This window comes from Mycobacterium sp. NGS57 (assembly GCF_059812405.1).
Window position 1 is genome coordinate 26,684 of sequence record NZ_JCALCP010000006.1, and the last position, 19,651, is coordinate 46,334.

The window sequence follows — 19,651 nt, forward strand, 5'->3', positions numbered from 1 at the left end:
CCGCCGTTAGCTCACGCCGACGTCAGCGTGCTGGTGTCGGTGGTTGCGCCGCCGACTTCGCCGTCGCGCGCGCCGGCCACGCCGTCGGGCAGGGGCGGCACCCGGGTGGCCCGCACGTAGACGGTGTCGCCGTCGGCAAGCGCGAGCGCCTCGGCGTCGCCGCGGGTGATCTGGGCGATGAACGAGCTTCCGGTCGCGGCGCTGGTCAACTCGACGCGCACCTCGAAACCCAGCGCCACCACCCGGTCGACGGTGGCGCGCACGACGCCGATCGATTCGGCGGTGCCGTCCCCGCCGGCGATCGCCATGTCGGGTCTGCGGCCGACCCGGATGTCGTGCGGACGCACCAACGCGCCATTGAGTTCGGACACCGCACCCAGAAACGACATGACGAACGCGCTCGCGGGGGCGTCGTACACGTCGCTCGGGGAGCCGACCTGCTCGATGCGGCCCTTGTTCAGCACGGCGATCCGGTCGGCGACATCGAGCGCCTCCGCCTGATCGTGGGTCACCAGCACCGTGGTGACGTGCACATCGTCGTGCAGGCGCCGCAACCACGTGCGCAGGTCCTCGCGGACCTTGGCGTCCAGCGCGCCGAACGGCTCGTCCAGCAGCAGCACCTGCGGGTCGACGGCCAGCGCGCGGGCCAGCGCCATGCGCTGCCGCTGCCCGCCGGAAAGCTGGTTGGGATAGCGGGTTTGAAAGCCGCTCAGGCCCACCACCTCGAGCAGGTTGTCGACCTTCTCCTTGATCTCCGCCTTGGACCGCTTGCGAATCTTCAACCCGTACGCGACGTTGTCGCGCACGGTCAGGTGCTTGAACGCCGCATAGTGCTGGAACACGAACCCGATACCGCGCCGCTGCGGCGGCACCCCCGTCACATCGCGGCCGTTGATCGTGACGGTGCCGCTGTCGGGATGGTCGAGACCGGCGATGGCCCGCAACAGGGTCGACTTGCCCGAACCGCTGGGGCCCAACAGCGCCGTCAGCGACCCCTTCGGTACGACGAAGTCCACGTGGTCCAGCGCGACGAAGTCGCCGTAGTGCTTGTACGCGTCGCGCACGATGATCGCGAGATCGCCGCGCGGGGCTTCGGTATCTCTCATAAAAAATCTCCTTGCCGGGCCTATTTGGTCGCTCGTGCCCGGCGGGCGTCGAGAACCACCTGGAAGATCAGGACCAACACGGCCACTCCCATCAGCAGCGTCGACAGCGCGTAGGCGCCGTACTCCGCCCCGCGGTTGTAGCGGTCCGAGACAAGCAATGTCAGCGTTTGCGACTGTCCCGGAAGGTTGGACGAGACGATGAGCACCGCGCCGTATTCGCCGAGGGTACGCGCGATGGTCAGCACGATGCCGTAGGTCAGCCCCCACCGGATGGACGGCAACGTGATCCGCCAAAACGTCTGCCACCAGCCCGAACCCAGCGTCGCCGCCGCTTCCTCCTGGTCGGTGCCCAGCTCGTGCAGCACCGGCTCCACCTCGCGCACCACAAACGGCAGGGTGACGAAGATGCTGGCCAGCACGATCCCGGGCAGCCCGAAGATGACCTTGAGCCCGAGGTCTCGTTCGACAAAACCCAGGGCGCCGCCCGATCCCCAGAGCAGGATCAGGGCCACGCCCACGATGATCGGCGACACGGCGAACGGCAGGTCGATGATCGCCTGCAGCACGCCTTTACCGCGAAACCGGTTGCGCGCCAACACCAACGCGGTGGGGATACCGAAAGCCACGTTGAGCGGCACGACGATGGCCACCACCAGCAGCGACAGGTTCAGCGCCGATACCGCCGCCGGGGTGCTGATCCAGTCGAAGAACTGGCCCAACCCGGGCCGGAAGGTGCGCCAGAGGATCAGCGCCACCGGGATGACCAGCAGCGCAAAGACATAGGCGAGCGCGGTGAACCTGAGCAGATAGCGGACGCGGGACGACGACGTCATGCGCCCAGCTCCCCGCGCTTGGCCGCACGGCCACCCACGACCCGCAAGATCAGCAACACGAGGAACGAAATGGCGAGCAGCACAATGGATATGGCGGCTGCGCCGGTGCGGTCGTCATTCTCGATCAGCGTCCGTATCCACTGCGACGACACCTCGGTCTTGCCGGGCACCGCGCCGCCGATCAGCACCACCGACCCGAACTCCCCGATCGCCCGCGAGAACGCCAGCCCCGCACCGGATAACAACGCGGGCGTCAGCGACGGCAGCACGACCGAAGTGAAGATCTTCGGGCCATTGGCGCCCAGCGACGCCGCCGCCTCCTCGGTCTCCCTGTCGATTTCGAGCAGCACCGGCTGAACGGCGCGCACCACGAACGGCAGCGTGACGAAGGCCAGCGCCACCGCGACACCCCACGGGGTGTGCTGCAGGTGCAGACCCACCGGACTGTTGCTGCCGTACAGGGCCAGCATCACCAGGCTGGCCACGATGGTCGGCAGCGCGAACGGCAGGTCGATGATCGCGTCGACGAGCCGTTTGCCGACGAAGTCGTCGCGCACCAGCACCCACGCGATCAGCAGGCCGAACACCAGGTTGACGACCGTGACGCCCGCGGCGATGGTCAGCGTGACCCGGAAGGACTCGAGCGCGGCGTTCGAGGTGACGGCGAGCCAAAACGCGTGCCAGCCGCCGGCGGCAGCCTGCCACGCGATGGCGGCCAGCGGGAGCAGCACGATCACCGAAAGCCACAGCGTCGCAACGCCGAGCCGCAGCGGCGTGCCGCCGGATCCGCGCGCCCGCCAGGCGAGGGCCTGGTGCGCGTCACTGTCGAGCTCGGGCCCGATCGCCTCCGGGTCGGGGATAATCGTCTCGGTCATCCGGTGGCCTGCGTGTAGATCTTGGTGATGCTGCCGTTGCTCTTGTCGAAAAGCTGCGGATCCGTTGTCCCCCAACCGCCGAGGTCGGCGATCGTCCAGAGTTTGACGGGCACCGGGTATAGATCGCGGAAGTCGGCGGCGACGGCCGGATCGACCGGCCGGAAGCCGGCCTGCGCCCACACCTTCTGCGCCGCCGCGGTGTATTGAAAGTTCTTGAACGCGACCGCGGCATCCAGGTGGCCGCTCGTGGTCACCACCGCCACCGGGTTTTCGATCTTGAAGGTCTGCGGCGGGTTGACGTGCTCGACGGCTTTGCCGGCCCGCTCGGTGGCTATGGCCTCGTTCTCGTAGCTGATCAATACGTCGCCGCTGCCCTGGACGAAGACGTCGGTGGCCTCCCGCCCCGACCCGGGACGCAGTTTGACGTGTTGGGTGACCAACTTGGCGATGAAGTCGACCCCGGCCGCAGCGTTGCCGCCGCCCTGGCTCTTGACGGCGTAGGGGGCGAGCAGGTTCCACTTGGCCGACCCCGAACTCAGCGGGCTGGGCGTGACCACCTCGACGCCGGGGCGCAACAGGTCGTCCCAGTCTTTGATGTTCTTCGGATTGCCCTTGCGTACCACCAGCGTCACCACCGACCCGAACGGGATTCCCTTGGTGGCGTCGGTGTTCCAGTCCTTGGAGACTTTGTTGGCCTTGATCAATCGGGCGATGTCCGGCTCGACGGAAAAGTTCACCACGTCGGCCGGTTTGCCGTCGACGACACCGCGGGACTGATCGCCCGATGCGCCGTACGAGGTGATCACCTGCACGCCCCTGCCCTCCTCGGAGGCGTTGAACGCGGGAATCACCTTGCTCCACCCCGGTTCTGGGACCGAGTAGGCGACCAGGGTGATGCTGGTGTGTGCGTTGGCCGGCCCGCCCCCGCCGACGATGTCGCTGGGGCCGCCCTGGCACGCGGCGACCACACCGACCGTCAGGGCGAGCGCCGCGGCGCACCGGGCGGGCCGCCACCGCGATGCGCTGCCGATGTCGTCGGGCATTGGTGGCCTTTCGGTGCGGATTCAGGACTTTGGGAACTGGTTAATCCGTGGCCGCGAACCAGGCGGGAAAGGCGCCTACAACTTCAGGAGAATTCACTGCTCCACACCGGGTCGCGCACGGGGTTGGGAGTCAGCGACAACAGTGCACGAGGGCAACGCATTCGAGAACACCTGATGCCGCGCGCATGTGGCGAAGCCTAACAGCTATTCGCCGGGCCGCCACCGGACTGCCAGGCCTCAGCGAGTCAGCAACCACGCGACGATCACCAGCACGACGAGCGCGATCAGAATCAGCGTCACCTGTGAGCGGGGCATACCGGCTACCGGGGCGCCCCATCGGCGTGCCGGATGCGGCGCATCGCGCTGATGCTCCAGCCGAGCAGTCCGTCGAGCACCGCCGCGGCGACGGAGGCCACCGCCAAGACGACAGGCATCACGATCAGGGCCTGCAGCACGAACGGCAGGCCGGAAAGCCACAGCTCGTTGCCGTCCCACCAATTCAGGAACCCGCTCACCCGGCTCACAGTATTCGTCGCGGCCGCCGAAGCCCAATGCGCCAGGATCCGCGCCGGCGGTAGAAGTCACGGTGAGGCAAAAGCAGGCCGGCATCCGGCCGCGACATCCTGGGCAAAAAATGGACGCGGAGCACGTCGAGAGTCGATGATGTCGGCATGGTCCTGCACGCCGAGCCCGCCGACGGCGCCCCCGAGGAGGCGTTTCGGCCAGCGGCCGGAACGCCCCTGCCGTCGCCGATCGATTTCAACGCGCCCGAGCCGCTCACGACCAGCGGGACGATGCGGAACCCCTTCCCGCCGATCGCCGACTACGCGTTCCTATCCGACTGGGAGACGACGTGCCTGATCTCCCCTGCGGGTTCGGTGGAATGGCTGTGTGTGCCCCGGCCCGACTCCCCGAGCGTGTTCGGCGCGATCCTCGACCGCAGCGCGGGCCATTTCCGGCTGGGGCCCTACGGCGTCTCGGTGCCCTCGGCCCGTCGGTATCTGCCGGGCAGCCTGATCATGGAAACCACGTGGCAGACCCACACCGGGTGGCTGATCGTGCGCGACGCGCTGGTGATGGGCAAGTGGCACGACATCGAGCGCCGGTCGCGGACCCACCGTCGCACCCCGATGGACTGGGACGCCGAGCACATCCTGCTGCGCACGGTGCGCTGCGTCAGCGGCACCGTCGAGCTGATGATGAGCTGCGAGCCGGCCTTCGACTACCACCGCACCGGGGTCACCTGGGAATACTCGGCCAACGCCTACGGCGAGGCCATCGCGCGCGCCAGCAAGCAGCCCGACGCCCACCCGACGCTGCGGCTGACCACCAACCTGCGCATCGGCCTGGAGGGCCGCGAGGCGCGCGCCCGCACCCGGATGAAGGAGGGCGACGACATCTTCGTCGCCCTGAGCTGGACCAAGCACCCGGCGCCGCAGACCTACGAAGAGGCCGCCGACAAGATGTGGCAGACCACCGAGTGCTGGCGGCAGTGGATCAACATCGGCAACTTCCCCGACCACCCGTGGCGGGCGTACCTGCAGCGCAGCGCGCTGACGCTGAAGGGGCTCACGTATTCACCCACCGGCGCGCTGCTGGCGGCCAGCACCACCTCGCTGCCGGAAACGCCGCAGGGCGAGCGCAATTGGGACTACCGCTATGCGTGGGTCCGCGACTCGACGTTCGCGCTGTGGGGCCTGTACACGCTGGGGCTCGACCGCGAGGCCGACGACTTCTTCGCCTTCATCGCCGATGTCTCGGGGGCCAACAGCAACGAGCGGCATCCGCTGCAGGTGATGTATGGCGTCGGCGGCGAGCGCAGCCTGGTCGAAGACGACTTGCACCACCTGTCCGGCTACGACCACGCCCGGCCGGTGCGCATCGGCAACGGCGCCTACGACCAGGTTCAGCACGACATCTGGGGCTCGATCCTGGACTCGTTCTACCTGCACGCCAAGTCGCGCGAGCAGATCCCCGAAACCCTGTGGCCGGTCCTGAAGAAACAGGTGGAAGAGGCGATCAAGCACTGGCGCGAGCCCGACCGCGGGATCTGGGAGGTGCGCGGGGAGCCGCAGCACTTCACGTCGTCGAAGGTGATGTGCTGGGTGGCACTCGACCGCGGATCCAAGCTCGCCGAGCGGCAGGGCGAGCGCAGCTACGCCCAGCAGTGGCGGGCCATCGCCGAGGAGATCAAGGACGACATCCTCAAGCACGGCGTGGACTCCCGGGGCGTGTTCACCCAGCGCTACGGCAGCGACGCGCTGGACGCCTCGCTGCTGCTGGTGGTGCTGACCCGCTTTTTGCCCCCCGACGACGCGCGCGTGCGCAACACCGTGCTGGCGATCGCCAACGAGCTCACCGAGGAAGGCCTGGTGCTGCGCTACCGGGTCGAGGAGACCGACGACGGGCTGTCCGGCGAGGAGGGCACGTTCACGATCTGCTCGTTCTGGCTGGTGTCCGCGCTGGTGGAGATCGGCGAGGTGGCGCGGGCCAAGCGGCTGTGCGAGCGGTTGCTGTCGTACGCCAGCCCGCTGCATCTCTACGCTGAGGAGATCGAGCCGCGCACGGGCCGGCACCTGGGCAATTTCCCGCAGGCGTTCACCCACCTGGCGTTGATCAACGCGGTGGTCCACGTGATCCGCGCCGAGGAGGAGGCCGACAGCACCGGAGGTTTCCAGCCCGCCAACGCCCCGATGTAGGCGCGGGTTCAGCGGCGCGTCAGATCAGCGCATCGGCCTTCTCCAACATGGCGCCGGCGACGTCGGTGGCGCTGTTGTCGATCGCGTGGGACTGGCCCCGCACTTTCGACGGGCTGAACACGTCGACCTCCACCTCGACCAAGCAGTTATTCCGCACCCCGACGGCGCGCAGCGTCCGGATGGCGTCGGGATCCGGAGCGGGGTCCGACTTGGAAGTCGTCCAGCCGATCGACACCGTCGCCGCCAGCACGGACGGGGACACCTGCACGTGGGAGATAGCACCCTTGAGCCGGAACACGCCGGCCGGCAGGGAGGTCGTCGCGCCGTCGCATTTCTGCCATTGCTGGGAAAACGCCGCGAACAGCGCGTTGGCGTCGGCGGCCGTGGGCAGGGTGACCGCCGCCTCCCGCACGCTCGTCACGGCCGCGGGCGTGGCGGTGTGCCGCCAGGTTTCCACCGCGATCTGCTGGACATCGGTGGACGGGTACGCGCTTTGCTGCAGCATCGCCGCGACGCCGAGGCAGCCGTCCGGCAGCGCCGTCCCGGCGTCCTGCAATTCCTCGGGGCCGCCGAACCGCGGCGGGAACCGGGGGTCAATCTCCAAGGGCTGCTTGACGATTCGGATCAACGCGGCGTCGTCCAGCAGCACGTGGTTGACGGTCTGTCGGGTGAGCGAGCGCGGTTTGGGGGTCGGCGCCGGTTGCGCCGCGCCGCCGACGGCCCCGGCGCAGCCGGCGGTCAGCATCGCCGCGAGCGCAACCACGGGAAACCCGCGGCTGCCCCGGCGCGACGATCGGCACCCCATGCTCATCCATTCCTTGGCCGTAACTTTTTGTTCACCGTGAGTTTAATTTTCCCCGGCGCGCGCGTCGATCCCCGGTGGCCGACTCTTGGGCGCCGGGTCAGCTCAGCGCGCTGACCTTGTCCATCATCGCGTGCGCGACGTCGATGGCGCTGGCGTCCACGGTGGCCGTCCCCGGGTCGGAGGAGCGGCGCTCACCGAAGAAGACCACCTGCACCTCGACGAGGCAGTTCAGCCGGACCCCGAGGGCGCGCGCCTGCGGGGTGGGCCGCAGGGCCGGCATGTTGGGCAGCACCGAGGTTGCGGTATTGGTCGCCGCGACAACGAGATTGGCGACGCGGACGTCGCTGATGGCGTTGGTCGTCGTGATCGGGCCGTTGCGTTCCGTGCTCGTGGTGCCCGCGCAGCGCTGCCATTGCTCGGAGAACTTCGCGAACAGCGCCTCGGCCTGCGCGGCCGTGGGCAGCGTGACCACACCCTCGATGACGCTGATCACCTGCGCGGGCTCGCCGTTGTTCCACCACGCCGCCGAGGCGACGTCCTTGACGTCGGCGGGCTGGTAGACGCTCTGCTGCAGCATCGCCGTCACGCCCAGGCAACCGTCCGGGGGCAGTGCCGTGTAGAGCTTCTCGGGGCCGCCGAACTCGGGCGGCTTGCGGGACACGAACGGCTGGCCGAGCATCCCCGACAGCGCGGGGCCGTCGAGCAGCACCTGTTTGACGGTCACCCCGGCGAGCGGCCGCGGCTTGAGGTTGGGCGCCGGCTTCGCGGTGCCGTCCACGACCGTGCCGCAACCCGCCGCCAACGCGGCCGTTACCATCGCCAACGCCGCCGCCAGACCACGTCTCCGCACGGCTACTTCTTACCCTTGTCCCCGCCGGAGTCGGTGGACAACGCGGCGACGAACGCCTCGTTGGGCACCTCGACCCGGCCGATGGTCTTCATCCGCTTCTTGCCTTCCTTCTGCTTTTCCAGAAGTTTGCGTTTGCGGGTGATGTCACCGCCGTAACACTTGGACAGCACATCCTTGCGGATCGCCCGGATGTTCTCGCGCGCAATGATCTTGGATCCAATTGCCGCCTGCACGGGCACCTCGAACTGCTGGCGCGGGATCAGCTCCTTGAGCTTGGTGGTCATCTTGTTGCCGTAGGCGTACGCCGAGTCCTTGTGCACGATCGCGCTGAACGCGTCGACGGCCTCGCCCTGCAGCAGGATGTCGACCTTGACCAGGTCGGCCTCCTGCTCGCCGGCCTCCTCGTAATCGAGGCTGGCGTAGCCGCGGGTGCGCGACTTCAGCGAATCGAAGAAGTCGAAGATGATCTCCCCGAGCGGCATGGTGTAGCGCAACTCCACCCGCTCCGGCGACAGGTAGTCCATGCCGCCGAGCTCGCCGCGCCGGGACTGGCACAGCTCCATGATGGTGCCGATGAACTCACTCGGCGCGATGATGGTCGTCTTCACCACGGGCTCGTAGACAGTGCCGATTTTGCCGTCCGGCCAGTCCGACGGGTTGGTCACCGTGGTCTCGGTGCCGTCCTCTTTCTCGACCCGGTAGACGACGTTCGGCGACGTCGAGATCAGGTCCAGGTCGAACTCGCGCTCGAGGCGCTCCCGGGTGATCTCCATGTGCAGCAGGCCCAGGAAGCCGCAGCGGAACCCGAAGCCCAGCGCCACCGACGTCTCGGGCTCGTAGGTCAGGGCGGCGTCGTTGAGCTGCAGCTTGTCCAGGGCGTCGCGCAGGTCCGGGTAGTCGCTGCCGTCGACGGGGTAGAGCCCCGAGTACACCATCGGCTTGGGCTCGCGGTAGCCCGTCAGCGCTTCCGCGGCGCCGTGACGTGCCGTCGTTACGGTGTCGCCGACCTTGGACTGGCGGACGTCCTTCACCCCGGTGATCAGATAGCCCACCTCACCCACCCCCAGGCCGTCGCTGGGCTTAGGTTCGGGCGAGACGATGCCGACCTCGAGCAGTTCATGGGTGGCGCCGGTGGACATCATCGCGATGCGCTCGCGCGGGGTGATCTTGCCGTCCACCACGCGCACGTAGGTCACCACGCCGCGGTAGATGTCGTAGACCGAGTCGAAGATCATCGCGCGGGTGGGCGCGTCGGCGTCGCCCTGCGGGGGCGGCACCTCCCGCACCACGTGATCGAGCAGGTCGGCGACGCCCTCGCCGGTCTTGCCTGACACCCGCAGCACGTCGCCGGGTTCGCAGCCGATGATGTGGGCGATCTCGCCGGCGTAACGGTCCGGGTCGGCCGCCGGCAGGTCGATCTTGTTGAGCACCGGGATGATGTGCAGGTCCCGGTCCAGCGCCAGGTACAGGTTGGCCAGGGTCTGGGCCTCGATGCCCTGGGCCGCGTCGACCAGCAGGATCGCGCCCTCACAGGCCTCCAGCGCGCGCGACACCTCGTAGGTGAAGTCGACGTGGCCCGGCGTGTCGATCAGGTGCAGGACGTAGTCGCGGTCTTCTACCTGCCACGGCAGCCGCACGTTCTGCGCCTTGATGGTGATCCCGCGCTCCCGCTCGATGTCCATCCGGTCGAGGTACTGGGCGCGCATCGACCGCTCGTCGACGACGCCGGTGAGCTGAAGCATCCGGTCGGCCAGCGTCGACTTGCCGTGGTCGATGTGAGCGATGATGCAGAAATTCCGAATCTGCGCCGGCGCGGTGAAGGTCTTGTCGGCGAAACTGCTGATGGGAATCTCCTGGTCGGCTGGGGTCCGGTGTGTGTCAAGGGTATCCGCGCGTAACGGCCCGGACACAATTGGCGCGTCTATGCTGCGAATATGGCCCCGGACAGGAAGTCGCCCGGAAAGTCACAGTGGAAGTCGTTTCAGCGGTTCGCGGAGAACCTGGTTTTCGATCGGGCTCCGCGGTTGGTGCGGCAGGTGCAGAACTCGCAGACCGTCCTGCGCGAGCTGCAGCACGCGGTGAAGATCACCGCGAACGTGATCGCCGCCGCCGCACCGCAACAACCGTCGGCGATCACTGCGGGCCGCCCGGTGACCAGCGCCAGCTTCCCCACCGCCCAGCGCGCCCGCAAACTCGTCTACGCGCCCGACCTCGACGGCCGCGCCGATCCCGGGGAGATCGTGTGGACATGGGTGGTCTACGAGGACGACCCGACGCGCGGTAAGGATCGCCCGGTCCTGGTGGTGGGGCGTGACCGCCGCGTGTTGCTGGGGCTGATGCTGTCCAGCCAGGAGCGCCACGCCGACGACCGGGACTGGGTCGGAATCGGTGCCGGCGCTTGGGATTACGAGGGCCGGGAAAGCTGGGTCCGGCTCGACCGGGTGCTCGACGTGCCCGAGGAGGGTATCCGCCGCGAGGGCGCGATCCTGGACCGCGAGCTCTTCGACGTGGTGGCCGCGCGGCTGCGCACCGAATACGCCTGGAGCTAGCCGCTTTTCGCCTTTCGCCGAGCGTGCCGCCACGGCGACTTTCGGCCGGCATTTCCGCCGTAGTCACACGTTCGGCGAAGTGGGGTTAGCCCTGCGTGATGTAGGAGTGCAGCTGCTGCTGCTCGGCCTCGAGTTCTTCCATCCGCGTCTTCACCACGTCGCCGATGCTGACGATGCCGATCAGCTTCTTGCCGTCGAGCACCGGCACGTGGCGCACCCGGTTCTTGGTCATCAGCACGCTCAGCGAGTCGACGGTGTCGGATTTCGTGCAGGTGGCGAGCGTGGCGGTCATGATCTTGGAGACCGGCCGGGACAGCACGCTGCCGCCGTGGGTGTGCAGCTGGCGCACGACGTCGCGCTCGGAGACGATCCCGACGACGCCCTCGTCGCCCACCACCACCATCGCGCCGATGTTTTGCTCGGCGAGCCCGGCGAGCAGCTCCTTGACGGTTGCATCGGGGTTGATCGTCACCACCGCCGCACCCTTGTTCCGCAAGACGTCCGCTATCCGCATCAAAGGCCTCCAGCCGGTTGTGATCCGCTTCACACCAGGCTACGGCTAACTCGCGCGGCGGGAAAGCCAACGCGAAAACCGGCAACCGTGGCCTCCCATACCCTCTGCCTCGCGGGCGAAACACGCGGCCGCGAATCACCGCGGCCCCCAGGCGCGGCTTGCAAAGATGGGGCCATGATCGAAATCACGTTGCTGGGCACCGGAAGCCCGATCCCCGACCCCAACCGTGCCGGGCCGTCGACCCTGGTGCGCGCCGGCGGCCAAGTGTTCCTGGTGGATTGCGGGCGCGGCGTGCTGCAGCGCGCCGCGGCGGTCGGGGTGGGCGCCGCCGGGTTGTCGGCGCTGCTGCTCACCCACCTGCACAGCGACCACATCGGCGACCTCGGCGACCTGCTGATCACGCGCTGGATCACCACCTTCGAGCCCGATCCCGCGCCGCTGCCGATCATCGGGCCGCCCGGGACCGCGGAGGTAGTGGAGGCGACGCTCAAGGCGTTCCGCCACGACATCGGCTACCGCATCGCCCATCACGCCGACCTGACCGCGCCGCCGGCGGTCGAGGTGCACGAGCACACCGACGGCCCGGTGTGGGACCGCGACGGCGTGTCGATCCGCGTGGCGCCGACCGATCACCGGCCGGTGACGCCGACCATCGGGTTCCGCGTCGAATCTCCGACGACGTCGGTGGTGCTGGCCGGCGACACGGTGCCCTGCGCCGGCCTGGACGAACTGGCAAGCGGCGCGGATGCGTTGGTGCACACCGTGATTCGCAAGGACATCGTGCTCAACATCCCGCAGCAGCGGCTGCAGGACATCTGCGACTACCACTCGTCAGTGGAGCAGGCGGCCGCGACCGCGGCCCGCGCGGGCGTGGGCACGCTGGTGATGACGCACTACGTGCCGGCGCTGGTGCCCGGGCAGGAGGAACAGTGGCGCGCGCTGGCCGCCTCGGAGTTCGGCGGGCGCATCGAACTCGGCGACGACCTACACCGGGTCGAGGTGCACGCGCGGCAGTAGCGCCCCGGCCGCCACCAGCCAGCCCAGGCCACAGACCCGCGCGATCGGCAGGATCATCCCGAGCCCGGGCCAGACCAGGACCAGCATCGTCAACTCCGCGAGGACGGCGGTCGCCAGTCCCGACCAGGCCAGCGGCCGCGGCAGCAATCCCGCGGCCAGGGCGGGCACCGCGATGCCCGCGATCAGGAGGCCCAGGGCGACGAGGTGCCCGGCGCCGCCGACCAGAAAGACCAGAAAGTACAGCGCCCGCACGGCGGTCGCGTCGGCGCCGACGTCCGGTCGCGACAGCGTCCAGCCCAGCAGCCCGGTCAGTCCCAGCGAGCCGGCGGCCAGCGTGCCCGCGGTCAGCGCGACCGCGGGCCCGGGCGCAACGACGCCGAGCCGCCGCAGCCGGGTGCTTGCGGTCGCGGCGTAGACGGCCAGGGGCACCGCCGACGCGAACGTCGCGGTGGCGATGACCTGCACAGCGACCGGGTGCGCGCGGACATACGCCGTGACCGCGGTGGCCGGCCCGTACGGCAACGGCGGCACGCCGCCCAGCGCGACCCCGGCGGCGATCCCCCCGAACAGCACGCCCACGCAGAGCGCGGCCAGCCACGCCAAGGGCCGCGCGTCCTTCATGGGTGAAACGATATGCCCGCGTTCCGGCAGGCCACACGCACCTTTTTTGGGAGAACACGCGGCCGGCTGATAACCTGGGCAGTCGCCATCGGGTGTGGGACGCCCCCCGAAAACCCCGCAGCACGGATTCGAAGAAGGAACTGACGCGTGGCCAACATCAAGTCGCAGCAGAAGCGCAACCGCACCAACGAGCGCGCCCGACTGCGCAACAAGGCGGTGAAGTCGTCGCTGCGTACCGCCGTGCGCGCGTTCCGCGAGGCCACCCACGCCGGCGACAAGGAGAAGGCCACCGAGCTGCTGGTGGCGACCAATCGCAAGCTGGACAAGGCGGCCAGCAAGGGCGTGATCCACAAGAACCAGGCGGCCAACAAGAAGTCGGCCCTGGCGCGGGCCCTCAACAAGATCTGAGCGCCCGCTTCACCGGCCGCGATCGGCGGCCAGCTCGGCCACCCGCCGGACCGCGGATTCCAGCGCGTAGTCCGCGTCGGCGACGGCCCCCTTCACGTTGGCGTTGAGGGCGGCCACGACCTTCATCGCCGTCGCGACCGTGTCACGCGACCAGCGCCGCGCCTGTTTCTGGGCCTTCTGCACACGCCACGGCGGCATCCCCAGCTGCGCGGCCAGGCGATACGGGTCCCCGGACAGCGGGCCCACCCGGCCGATGGCGTGCACGGCCTCCGCCAGCGCGTCGGCCAGCACCACCAGGGGCTCGCCCCGGATCATCGCCCAGCGCAGCGCCTCGGTGGCCCCGGCGATGTCGCCGGTGACCGCCTTGTCGGCGATGTCGAAGCCCTTCACCTCGGCCTTGCCGCTGTGATAGCGCCGCACCGCGGCGGCGTCGACCTCGCCGGCGGTGTCGGCGACCAGCTGTGAACACGCGGCGGCCAGCTCGCGCACGTCGGAGCCGACGGCGTCCAGCAGGGCGGTCACGGTTTCCTCGTCGACCTTGATCCGCAGCGCGCGGAACTCCTTGCGGATGAAGTCGATGCGCTCGCTGAGCTTGCCGATCCGCGCGCACGGATGCACCTCGGCGCCGAGCGACTGCAGCTCGGTGGGCAGCGCCTTGGCGCGCCCGCCGCCGGAGTGGACCACCACCAGGACCGTGCCCGCCGGGAGGTCGGCGGCGGCCGCGGCGATCACCGCGACCGCGTCCTTGCCCGCTTCGGCGGCCGCCTCCAGCACGACGATGCGCTCCTCGGCGAACAGCGACGGGCTCAGCAGTTCGGCGAGCTCGTAGGCGTCGACGTCGCCGGCGCGCATCCGGTTGATCGGGACGTCCGGGTTCTCCGCGCCCCCGGCCCGCTTGCGCGCCGCGCGCAGCACGTCGGCCACGGCCCGCTCGACCAGCAGCTCCTCGTCTCCCAGCACCAGGTGCAGCTGCGCCACGTCGCTCACCCCACGATGGTGTCACGTGGGTGCGACGAGACCGGACACAGACCACGCCACCTGGCACACCACGACGGCCACGGCGGCCAGGCCCGCCGACCGCCGAAACCAGCCCCACCGCCACAACAGAACCGCGGCCAGGGCGCCGGCCCCGACCGCCACCACCCCGGCCGTACCGGCGGGGACGGGCACCGTCGCCGCCGGTACGCCCGCGGACCACGTGGCCACGTGCAAGACCCACCACAGTTCCGGGCCGGTGAACCGGATCAACAGCTGCGCCCCGGCCGGCCACAGCATGCACAGCGCGGCCGCCGCGCTGCCCAGCACGGTGATCGGTGCGATCACGGGCGCCGCTGCGAGGTTGGCCGCCGCGGCCACCAGGCTGAGCCGGCCCGAGATCCCGGCCACCAACGGGGCGGTCACGGCATGCGCGGCGCAGGCGACGGCCACCGCGTCCGCCAGCGGTTTGGGGCACCCCCTGCCGACCAGGCCCCGCGACCAGCCCGGCGCGACGACGACCAGCGCGGCCGTCGCCAGCACCGACAGCGCGAAACCCACGTCGACGGCCAGGTGCGGGGCCAGCCCCAGCAACAACAGCACCGTGGCCGACAGCGCCGGAATCGCTTGGCGCCGGCGGGAGGACAGCATGCCGGTCAGCGCGATGGCGCCCATCACGGCGGCCCGCAGCACGCTGGGAGTCGGCTGCACCACGATGACGAACCCGACTAACGCCGCGGCGGCGAGCACAACCGCGGCGCGCGGGCCGATCAACCGCGCCGAAAACAGCACCGCCGCGCACACGATCGTGACGTTGGCGCCCGAGACCGCCATCAGGTGCGTCATGCCCGCGGCCCGAAAATCGCGGGCGGTCTCGCCGGTGACCGCCGAGGTGTCGCCGAGGACAAGGGCGGGCAGCATGGCGGCCTCGTCGGCGGGCAGGGCGTCGCGGACGGCGAGGGCGAAGCGGCCGCGCACCGCGTGGGCGGCCCGTTGCGCCGCGCCGGCGGTGCCCAGGACCGGGCGGCCGGACGCATTGAGCACCGCGACCGTCAGGTCACGGCGGGCCGGGCGGCTGATGCGCGCGGTGAACCGCACCGGTCGGCCCACCATCAGGTCGCCGAAATCCGGCGCCCGGGCGAACACGACCACCCGGCCCGACACCTCGTCGTCGCGGAGGCGCTGCAGGGTGGCCCGGAACAGCAGGCGGCCGCTGCCTACCGGCAGCGGGCTTTCGGTCGGGGTGACGGTCACCGGGACGGCCGTGCCGAACGCCGCGGTGACCGGGTGGCGACCTATCGCCTCGGCGCGCAACGTGATCGCCAACCCGAAGCCCGCGCCCACCACGCCGATCGCGAGCAGTCCGGCGCCGACCGCCGGCAGTCGCCGGGTTCCGCGCCCGGCGTGCCAGGCCAGCGCGCCACCGGCGGCGGCCAGCACCACGCAGCAGGACGCCACGACCGGCCCCACCGGCCACCAGATCCCTGCGGCGGTCACCACCCAGCCGGTCAGCGCGGCCGGTACCAGGCGCACGTCGACGTGCGCCACGTCGCGCGCGGCCGATTCGGTGTGGCCCGGGCGGCGCACCCGGGTCAGACACGGACCAGCGCGCGCAGCTTCTCCAGCCGCGCCGGACCGATGCCGTCGACGTCAGCGAGCTGATCGACGCTGGTGAACTTGCCGTGGGCCTGCCGCCACGCCACGATCGCGGCGGCGGTGACCGGCCCGACCCCGGGCAGGGCGTCCAGCTGCGCCACGGAAGCCGTGTTGAGGTCGATTACCTCGCCGGCCTTCGGCTTGGCCGGCCCCGAAACCGGCGCCGACGTCCCGGCCGAGGGCGACGCACCGGCGGCGACCGAGCTACCGAGCGCCGTCGGCTGCCCCGGCGCGGGGGCGAGGCCCACCACGATCTGCTCGCCGTCGCCGACCGGCCGGGCCATGTTCAGTCCGATGGTGTCGGCGCCGTTCACCGGGCCGCCGGCGGCCTGCAGCGCGTCGGCGATGCGCGCGCCGGGCGCCAGGGTGACCAGCCCGGGGGTGCGCACCAGGCCGACCACGCTGACCACCACCGGCCCATCCCGGACGGCGTCCGGGTTCGCCGACGATCGGGGGGTGGCGGTGTGCGCCTTCTCCACCGGCGGGAGCTTGGCGGACATCACCGGCGCGGGCCGATCACGCATCAGGGTGAACACCGTGACCAGGACGGCGAGGGCGGCGACGATCGCCAACGCGATCGCGCCGGCGCGGCCCGGGTCGGCGCGCAGTCTCGCCATCCAGCCGCGGCCCTCGGCGGCGTCCGGCAACCACCGCGGCAGCAGCGAATTCTGGTCCTCGTCCGCCGCACCGTCCGCGTCGTCGGGGTCGGGGTCGGGGTCGGCGCGCGAATCGGTCTCCGGGTCGGCGCCGAGCCGGCGCTGCAGCCGCTCGGCGGGCAATTCTGTTCGCATGCGCCGACCGTAGGCGCGCCGACCGCCGCGACGTCCTCCCGCGGCGGGGTCACCGAGGCCCGGTGTGGACTAACCCGAGGCTGTGCACAACCGCCGGACCGGATGGGCCAAGATGGATGACGGAGCGATCGACCGGGACCGGACAACCTCAACCGCGGCGGGTCGCCGCTCTCATCCCCAGACGAAGGAGGCTGCCATGCAATTGGCGCTCACACCCGAGGAAGCCGCGTTCCGCGACGAGCTGCGCACCTTCTACACCACCCAGATCCCCGAGGAGCTGCGCGAGCGGGTGCGCCGGGGATCGGCTTCGGTGCGCAAAGACGACATCGTCACCAGCCACAAGATTTTGCACGAGCACGGCCTGGCGGTGCCGAACTGGCCGGTCGAATGGGGCGGCAAGGATTGGACGCCCACCCAGCACCAGATCTGGGCCGACGAAATGCAACTGGCGTGCGTGCCCGAGCCGCTGAACTTCAACACCAAGATGGTCGGCCCGGTGATCGCCGAATTCGGTTCCGAGGAGATCAAACAACGCTTCCTGCCGCCCACGGCCGGCCTCGACATCTGGTGGTGCCAGGGTTTCTCCGAGCCCGAGGCCGGCTCCGACCTGGCCTCGCTGCGCACCACCGCGGTCCGCGACGGCGACCACTACGTCGTCAACGGCCAGAAGACCTGGACGACGCTGGGCCAGTACGCGGACTGGATCTTCTGCCTGGTGCGCACCGACCCACAGGCGCCCAAGCGCCAGGCCGGGATCTCGTTCCTGCTCTTCGACATGAAGACGCCGGGCATCACGCTGCGGCCGATCAAGACGATCGACGGCGGCCAGGAGATCAACGAGGTCTTTTTCGAAGACGTCCGGGTTCCCGCCAATCAGCTTGTGGGAGAAGAGAATCAGGGCTGGACGTACGCGAAGTTCCTGCTCGGCAACGAGCGCACCGGAATCGCCGGGGTGGGCCGGACCAAGGTCCGCCTGGCCGAGGTGAAAAAGCACGCCGCGGCCACCGGCCTGCTCGGCGATCCGCTGTTCGCGGCCCGGTTGGCCGAGGCCGAAAACGAGCTGCTGGCACTGGAACTCACGCAGTCCCGGGTGGTCTCGGACTCCGCCGACGGGCAGCCCAATCCCGCGTCGTCGGTGCTCAAGCTGCGCGGCAGCCAACTGCAGCAGATCGCCACCGAGCTGCTCGTCGAGGTGGCCGGCCCGGACGCGCTGCCCGCCAACGGTGAAGACGTCGCGTCCCCCGGCTGGGCACAGGCCAGCGCCCCGCACTATCTGAACTACCGCAAGACGTCGATCTACGGCGGCAGCAGCGAAGTGCAGCGCAACATCATCGCGTCCACCATTCTGGGATTGTGAGGCAGCCATGGACTTTCAGCTGAGCGGCGAGCAGGCACTGCTCCGCGACACCACCCGCGACCTGCTGTCGCGCACCTACGATCCGGAGAGCCGCAACAAGGTCATCGGCACCGACCTCGGCTGGAGCCGCGAGGTGTGGAGCCAGCTCGCCGACACCGGGATTCTCGGCCTCGGGTTCGAGCCGGACGAGGCGGGACAGATCGAGATCGCGGTGGTGCTCACCGAGGTCGGGCGCCGGTTGGCGCCCGAACCGATCCTGCACGCCGCGCTGGCACCCGGGGCGCTGATCGCCGAGCTGGGCAGCGACGCCCAGAAACAACAGCTCGACGACGTCGCGGCCGGCCAGCGCCTGCTGGCCTTCGCACACATGGAGCCGGGTCAGCGCACGCCGACCCCCGCGGTCACGACTCAGGCCGTGCGGCAAGGCGATTCGTGGACGGTGAGCGGGCGCAAGAACCCGGTGCTGGCCGGTGACTGCGCCGACGCGCTGGTGGTCAGCGCCGCGCTGCCCGACGGCGGCACCGGGCTTTTCCTGGTCGACGCCGGTGCCACGACCCGGCACGCGTACCGCACCTTCGACGGGCAGCGCGGCGCGCAGGTCGAACTGGACTCCGCGCCCGCGGAAGCCCTCGGGGAGGGCTCGGATGCGTCGCCGGCCATCCGCGACGCCGTCATCCGCATCCAGTCGGCGCTGTGCGCCGAAGCCCTGGGGGCGATGGAGGAGGCGCTGCGCCTGACCACCGACTACCTCAAGACCCGCAAGCAGTTCGGCGTCACGCTCAACAAGTTTCAGGCGCTCACCCAGCGGGCCGCCGACATGTACGTGTCGCTGGAGTTGGCGCGCAGCATGAGCCTGTACGCCGCGATGTCCATCGCCGACGGCACCCTGGACCCGGTGATCGCGTCGCGCGCCAAGGTGCAGATCGGCCGGTCCGGCCGGCACATCGCGCAGGAAGCGATCCAGATGCACGGCGGCATCGGGGTGACCGCCGAATACCCGGTCAGCCACTACGCCGCCCGGCTCACCGCGATCGAGCACACCCTGGGCACCTCGGGCGACCATCTGCACAACCTGATCGACCACCTCGGCGACTACGAGCTGGCCCGCCTCTAACGCCATGGCCGAGCTGGCAGAGCTGTCCGAAAGGGTTGTCGCATTCCTGTCGGCCGGCACGCGCACCGGCATGCTGGGTTACGTTGCCGCCGACGGCCGGCCGCTGGTCGCTCCGGTGTGGTTCGTCGTCGAACAGGGCGAGCTGGTGTTCAACACCGGGCGTGACACGGCGAAAGGCCGCGCCCTGCAACGTGATCCGCGCGTGGTGATCTGCGTCGACGATCCGCACCCGCCGTACTCCTTCGTGCAGGTGCAGGGGCGAGCGTCCGTGCAGGACAGCGCCGAGGACCTGCTCGACATCGCTACCCGCATCGGCGCCCGCTACATGGGCGCCGAGCGCGCCGACGAGTTCGGCCGCCGCAACGCCGTTCCCGGCGAACTGGTGGTGCGCGTGCGTCCGACGAAGGTCAACGTGGCCTTCGATATCGCCGACTGACC

Annotated in this window: 20 protein-coding genes; 7 read left to right on the plus strand and 13 right to left on the minus strand. The window is 70.0% G+C overall.

Annotated features, from left to right (window positions below):
• Positions 1 to 11: 11 nt before the first annotated feature.
• The 5 genes from AC5Y43_RS12880 to AC5Y43_RS12900 form a co-directional block, all read right to left on the minus strand.
• Positions 12 to 1,106: a sulfate/molybdate ABC transporter ATP-binding protein gene (locus tag AC5Y43_RS12880; protein ID WP_499972943.1), complete on the minus strand. Its 1,095-nt coding sequence runs from the start codon at positions 1,104 to 1,106 to the stop codon at positions 12 to 14.
• Positions 1,107 to 1,126: 20 nt separating this feature from the next.
• A complete protein-coding gene (gene cysW, locus AC5Y43_RS12885; protein WP_499972944.1) occupies positions 1,127 to 1,939 on the minus strand; it encodes a sulfate ABC transporter permease subunit CysW in 813 nt (270 codons plus the stop codon).
• A complete protein-coding gene (cysT, locus tag AC5Y43_RS12890) occupies positions 1,936 to 2,814 on the minus strand; it encodes a sulfate ABC transporter permease subunit CysT (RefSeq protein WP_499972946.1) in 879 nt (292 codons plus the stop codon). Before cysT ends, cysW begins: the two co-directional genes overlap by 4 nt.
• Complete coding sequence (locus AC5Y43_RS12895; protein ID WP_499972948.1) at positions 2,811 to 3,857, minus strand: sulfate ABC transporter substrate-binding protein; 1,047 nt, start codon at positions 3,855 to 3,857, stop codon at positions 2,811 to 2,813. The genes cysT and AC5Y43_RS12895 overlap by 4 nt, the downstream gene beginning before the upstream one ends.
• A 320-nt stretch (positions 3,858 to 4,177) precedes the next feature.
• Positions 4,178 to 4,372: a hypothetical protein gene (locus tag AC5Y43_RS12900; protein WP_499972949.1), complete on the minus strand. Its 195-nt coding sequence runs from the start codon at positions 4,370 to 4,372 to the stop codon at positions 4,178 to 4,180.
• A 156-nt stretch (positions 4,373 to 4,528) separates the two neighbouring features.
• Here AC5Y43_RS12900 and AC5Y43_RS12905 point away from each other — a divergent pair, with 156 nt between their 5' ends.
• Complete coding sequence (locus AC5Y43_RS12905; RefSeq protein ID WP_499972951.1) at positions 4,529 to 6,556, plus strand: glycoside hydrolase family 15 protein; 2,028 nt, start codon at positions 4,529 to 4,531, stop codon at positions 6,554 to 6,556.
• A 19-nt stretch (positions 6,557 to 6,575) separates the two neighbouring features.
• Here AC5Y43_RS12905 and AC5Y43_RS12910 read toward each other — a convergent pair whose 3' ends face one another.
• The 3 genes from AC5Y43_RS12910 to lepA form a co-directional block, all read right to left on the minus strand.
• Positions 6,576 to 7,319 (minus strand): sensor domain-containing protein, encoded by a 744-nt coding sequence (locus AC5Y43_RS12910; RefSeq protein WP_499972952.1) that lies wholly within the window; start codon positions 7,317 to 7,319, stop codon positions 6,576 to 6,578.
• Positions 7,320 to 7,458: 139 nt separating this feature from the next.
• Complete coding sequence (locus tag AC5Y43_RS12915; protein ID WP_499973403.1) at positions 7,459 to 8,178, minus strand: sensor domain-containing protein; 720 nt, start codon at positions 8,176 to 8,178, stop codon at positions 7,459 to 7,461.
• Positions 8,179 to 8,213: 35 nt separating this feature from the next.
• Entirely contained in the window at positions 8,214 to 10,121 is a 1,908-nt protein-coding gene (gene lepA / locus AC5Y43_RS12920) for a translation elongation factor 4 (protein WP_499972953.1), read from the minus strand.
• A 24-nt stretch (positions 10,122 to 10,145) separates the two neighbouring features.
• Between lepA and AC5Y43_RS12925 the strand changes: the two genes are divergently transcribed.
• Positions 10,146 to 10,760 carry a type II toxin-antitoxin system PemK/MazF family toxin gene (locus tag AC5Y43_RS12925; protein ID WP_499972955.1) on the plus strand — a complete coding sequence of 205 codons (615 nt, stop codon included), beginning with the start codon at positions 10,146 to 10,148 and terminating at the stop codon, positions 10,758 to 10,760.
• Between the two features lie 85 nt (positions 10,761 to 10,845).
• Here the strand turns inward: AC5Y43_RS12925 and AC5Y43_RS12930 are convergent, their stop codons facing one another.
• Positions 10,846 to 11,274: a CBS domain-containing protein gene (locus AC5Y43_RS12930; protein ID WP_499972956.1), complete on the minus strand. Its 429-nt coding sequence runs from the start codon at positions 11,272 to 11,274 to the stop codon at positions 10,846 to 10,848.
• A gap of 174 nt (positions 11,275 to 11,448) precedes the next feature.
• On the opposite strand from AC5Y43_RS12930, the gene AC5Y43_RS12935 reads away from it, so the two are divergent.
• Complete coding sequence (locus AC5Y43_RS12935; RefSeq protein WP_499972958.1) at positions 11,449 to 12,291, plus strand: ribonuclease Z; 843 nt, start codon at positions 11,449 to 11,451, stop codon at positions 12,289 to 12,291.
• On the opposite strand, the gene AC5Y43_RS12940 is transcribed toward AC5Y43_RS12935, so the two are convergent.
• Complete coding sequence (locus tag AC5Y43_RS12940) at positions 12,259 to 12,912, minus strand: hypothetical protein (RefSeq protein ID WP_499972959.1); 654 nt, start codon at positions 12,910 to 12,912, stop codon at positions 12,259 to 12,261. The two genes, AC5Y43_RS12935 and AC5Y43_RS12940, sit on opposite strands and share 33 nt — an antisense overlap.
• A gap of 147 nt (positions 12,913 to 13,059) precedes the next feature.
• On the opposite strand from AC5Y43_RS12940, the gene rpsT reads away from it, so the two are divergent.
• Positions 13,060 to 13,320 (plus strand): 30S ribosomal protein S20, encoded by a 261-nt coding sequence (rpsT, locus tag AC5Y43_RS12945; RefSeq protein ID WP_499972960.1) that lies wholly within the window; start codon positions 13,060 to 13,062, stop codon positions 13,318 to 13,320.
• A gap of 9 nt (positions 13,321 to 13,329) precedes the next feature.
• Here the strand turns inward: rpsT and holA are convergent, their stop codons facing one another.
• Genes holA through AC5Y43_RS12960 form a run of 3 tightly spaced genes read right to left on the minus strand, consistent with a single transcriptional unit; the run spans position 13,330 to position 16,742 of the window.
• Entirely contained in the window at positions 13,330 to 14,289 is a 960-nt protein-coding gene (gene holA, locus AC5Y43_RS12950; protein ID WP_499973404.1) for a DNA polymerase III subunit delta, read from the minus strand.
• A gap of 30 nt (positions 14,290 to 14,319) precedes the next feature.
• The gene (locus tag AC5Y43_RS12955; protein WP_499973406.1) at positions 14,320 to 15,828 is read right to left on the minus strand and encodes a ComEC/Rec2 family competence protein; all 1,509 of its coding nucleotides are present in this window, start codon (positions 15,826 to 15,828) and stop codon (positions 14,320 to 14,322) included.
• A gap of 59 nt (positions 15,829 to 15,887) precedes the next feature.
• Complete coding sequence (locus AC5Y43_RS12960; protein WP_499972962.1) at positions 15,888 to 16,742, minus strand: ComEA family DNA-binding protein; 855 nt, start codon at positions 16,740 to 16,742, stop codon at positions 15,888 to 15,890.
• A gap of 196 nt (positions 16,743 to 16,938) precedes the next feature.
• Between AC5Y43_RS12960 and AC5Y43_RS12965 the strand changes: the two genes are divergently transcribed.
• The 3 genes from AC5Y43_RS12965 to AC5Y43_RS12975 are packed head-to-tail and all read left to right on the plus strand — an operon-like array spanning position 16,939 to position 19,649.
• On the plus strand, positions 16,939 to 18,099 hold the full coding sequence (locus tag AC5Y43_RS12965) for an acyl-CoA dehydrogenase family protein (RefSeq protein WP_499972963.1): 1,161 nt from the start codon (positions 16,939 to 16,941) through the stop codon (positions 18,097 to 18,099).
• 7 nt (positions 18,100 to 18,106) lie between these two features.
• Positions 18,107 to 19,213, plus strand: coding sequence for an acyl-CoA dehydrogenase family protein (locus tag AC5Y43_RS12970; protein WP_499972964.1), 1,107 nt, complete (start codon positions 18,107 to 18,109; stop codon positions 19,211 to 19,213).
• A gap of 13 nt (positions 19,214 to 19,226) precedes the next feature.
• Positions 19,227 to 19,649 carry a PPOX class F420-dependent oxidoreductase gene (locus AC5Y43_RS12975; RefSeq protein ID WP_499973409.1) on the plus strand — a complete coding sequence of 141 codons (423 nt, stop codon included), beginning with the start codon at positions 19,227 to 19,229 and terminating at the stop codon, positions 19,647 to 19,649.
• Positions 19,650 to 19,651: the final 2 nt, after the last annotated feature.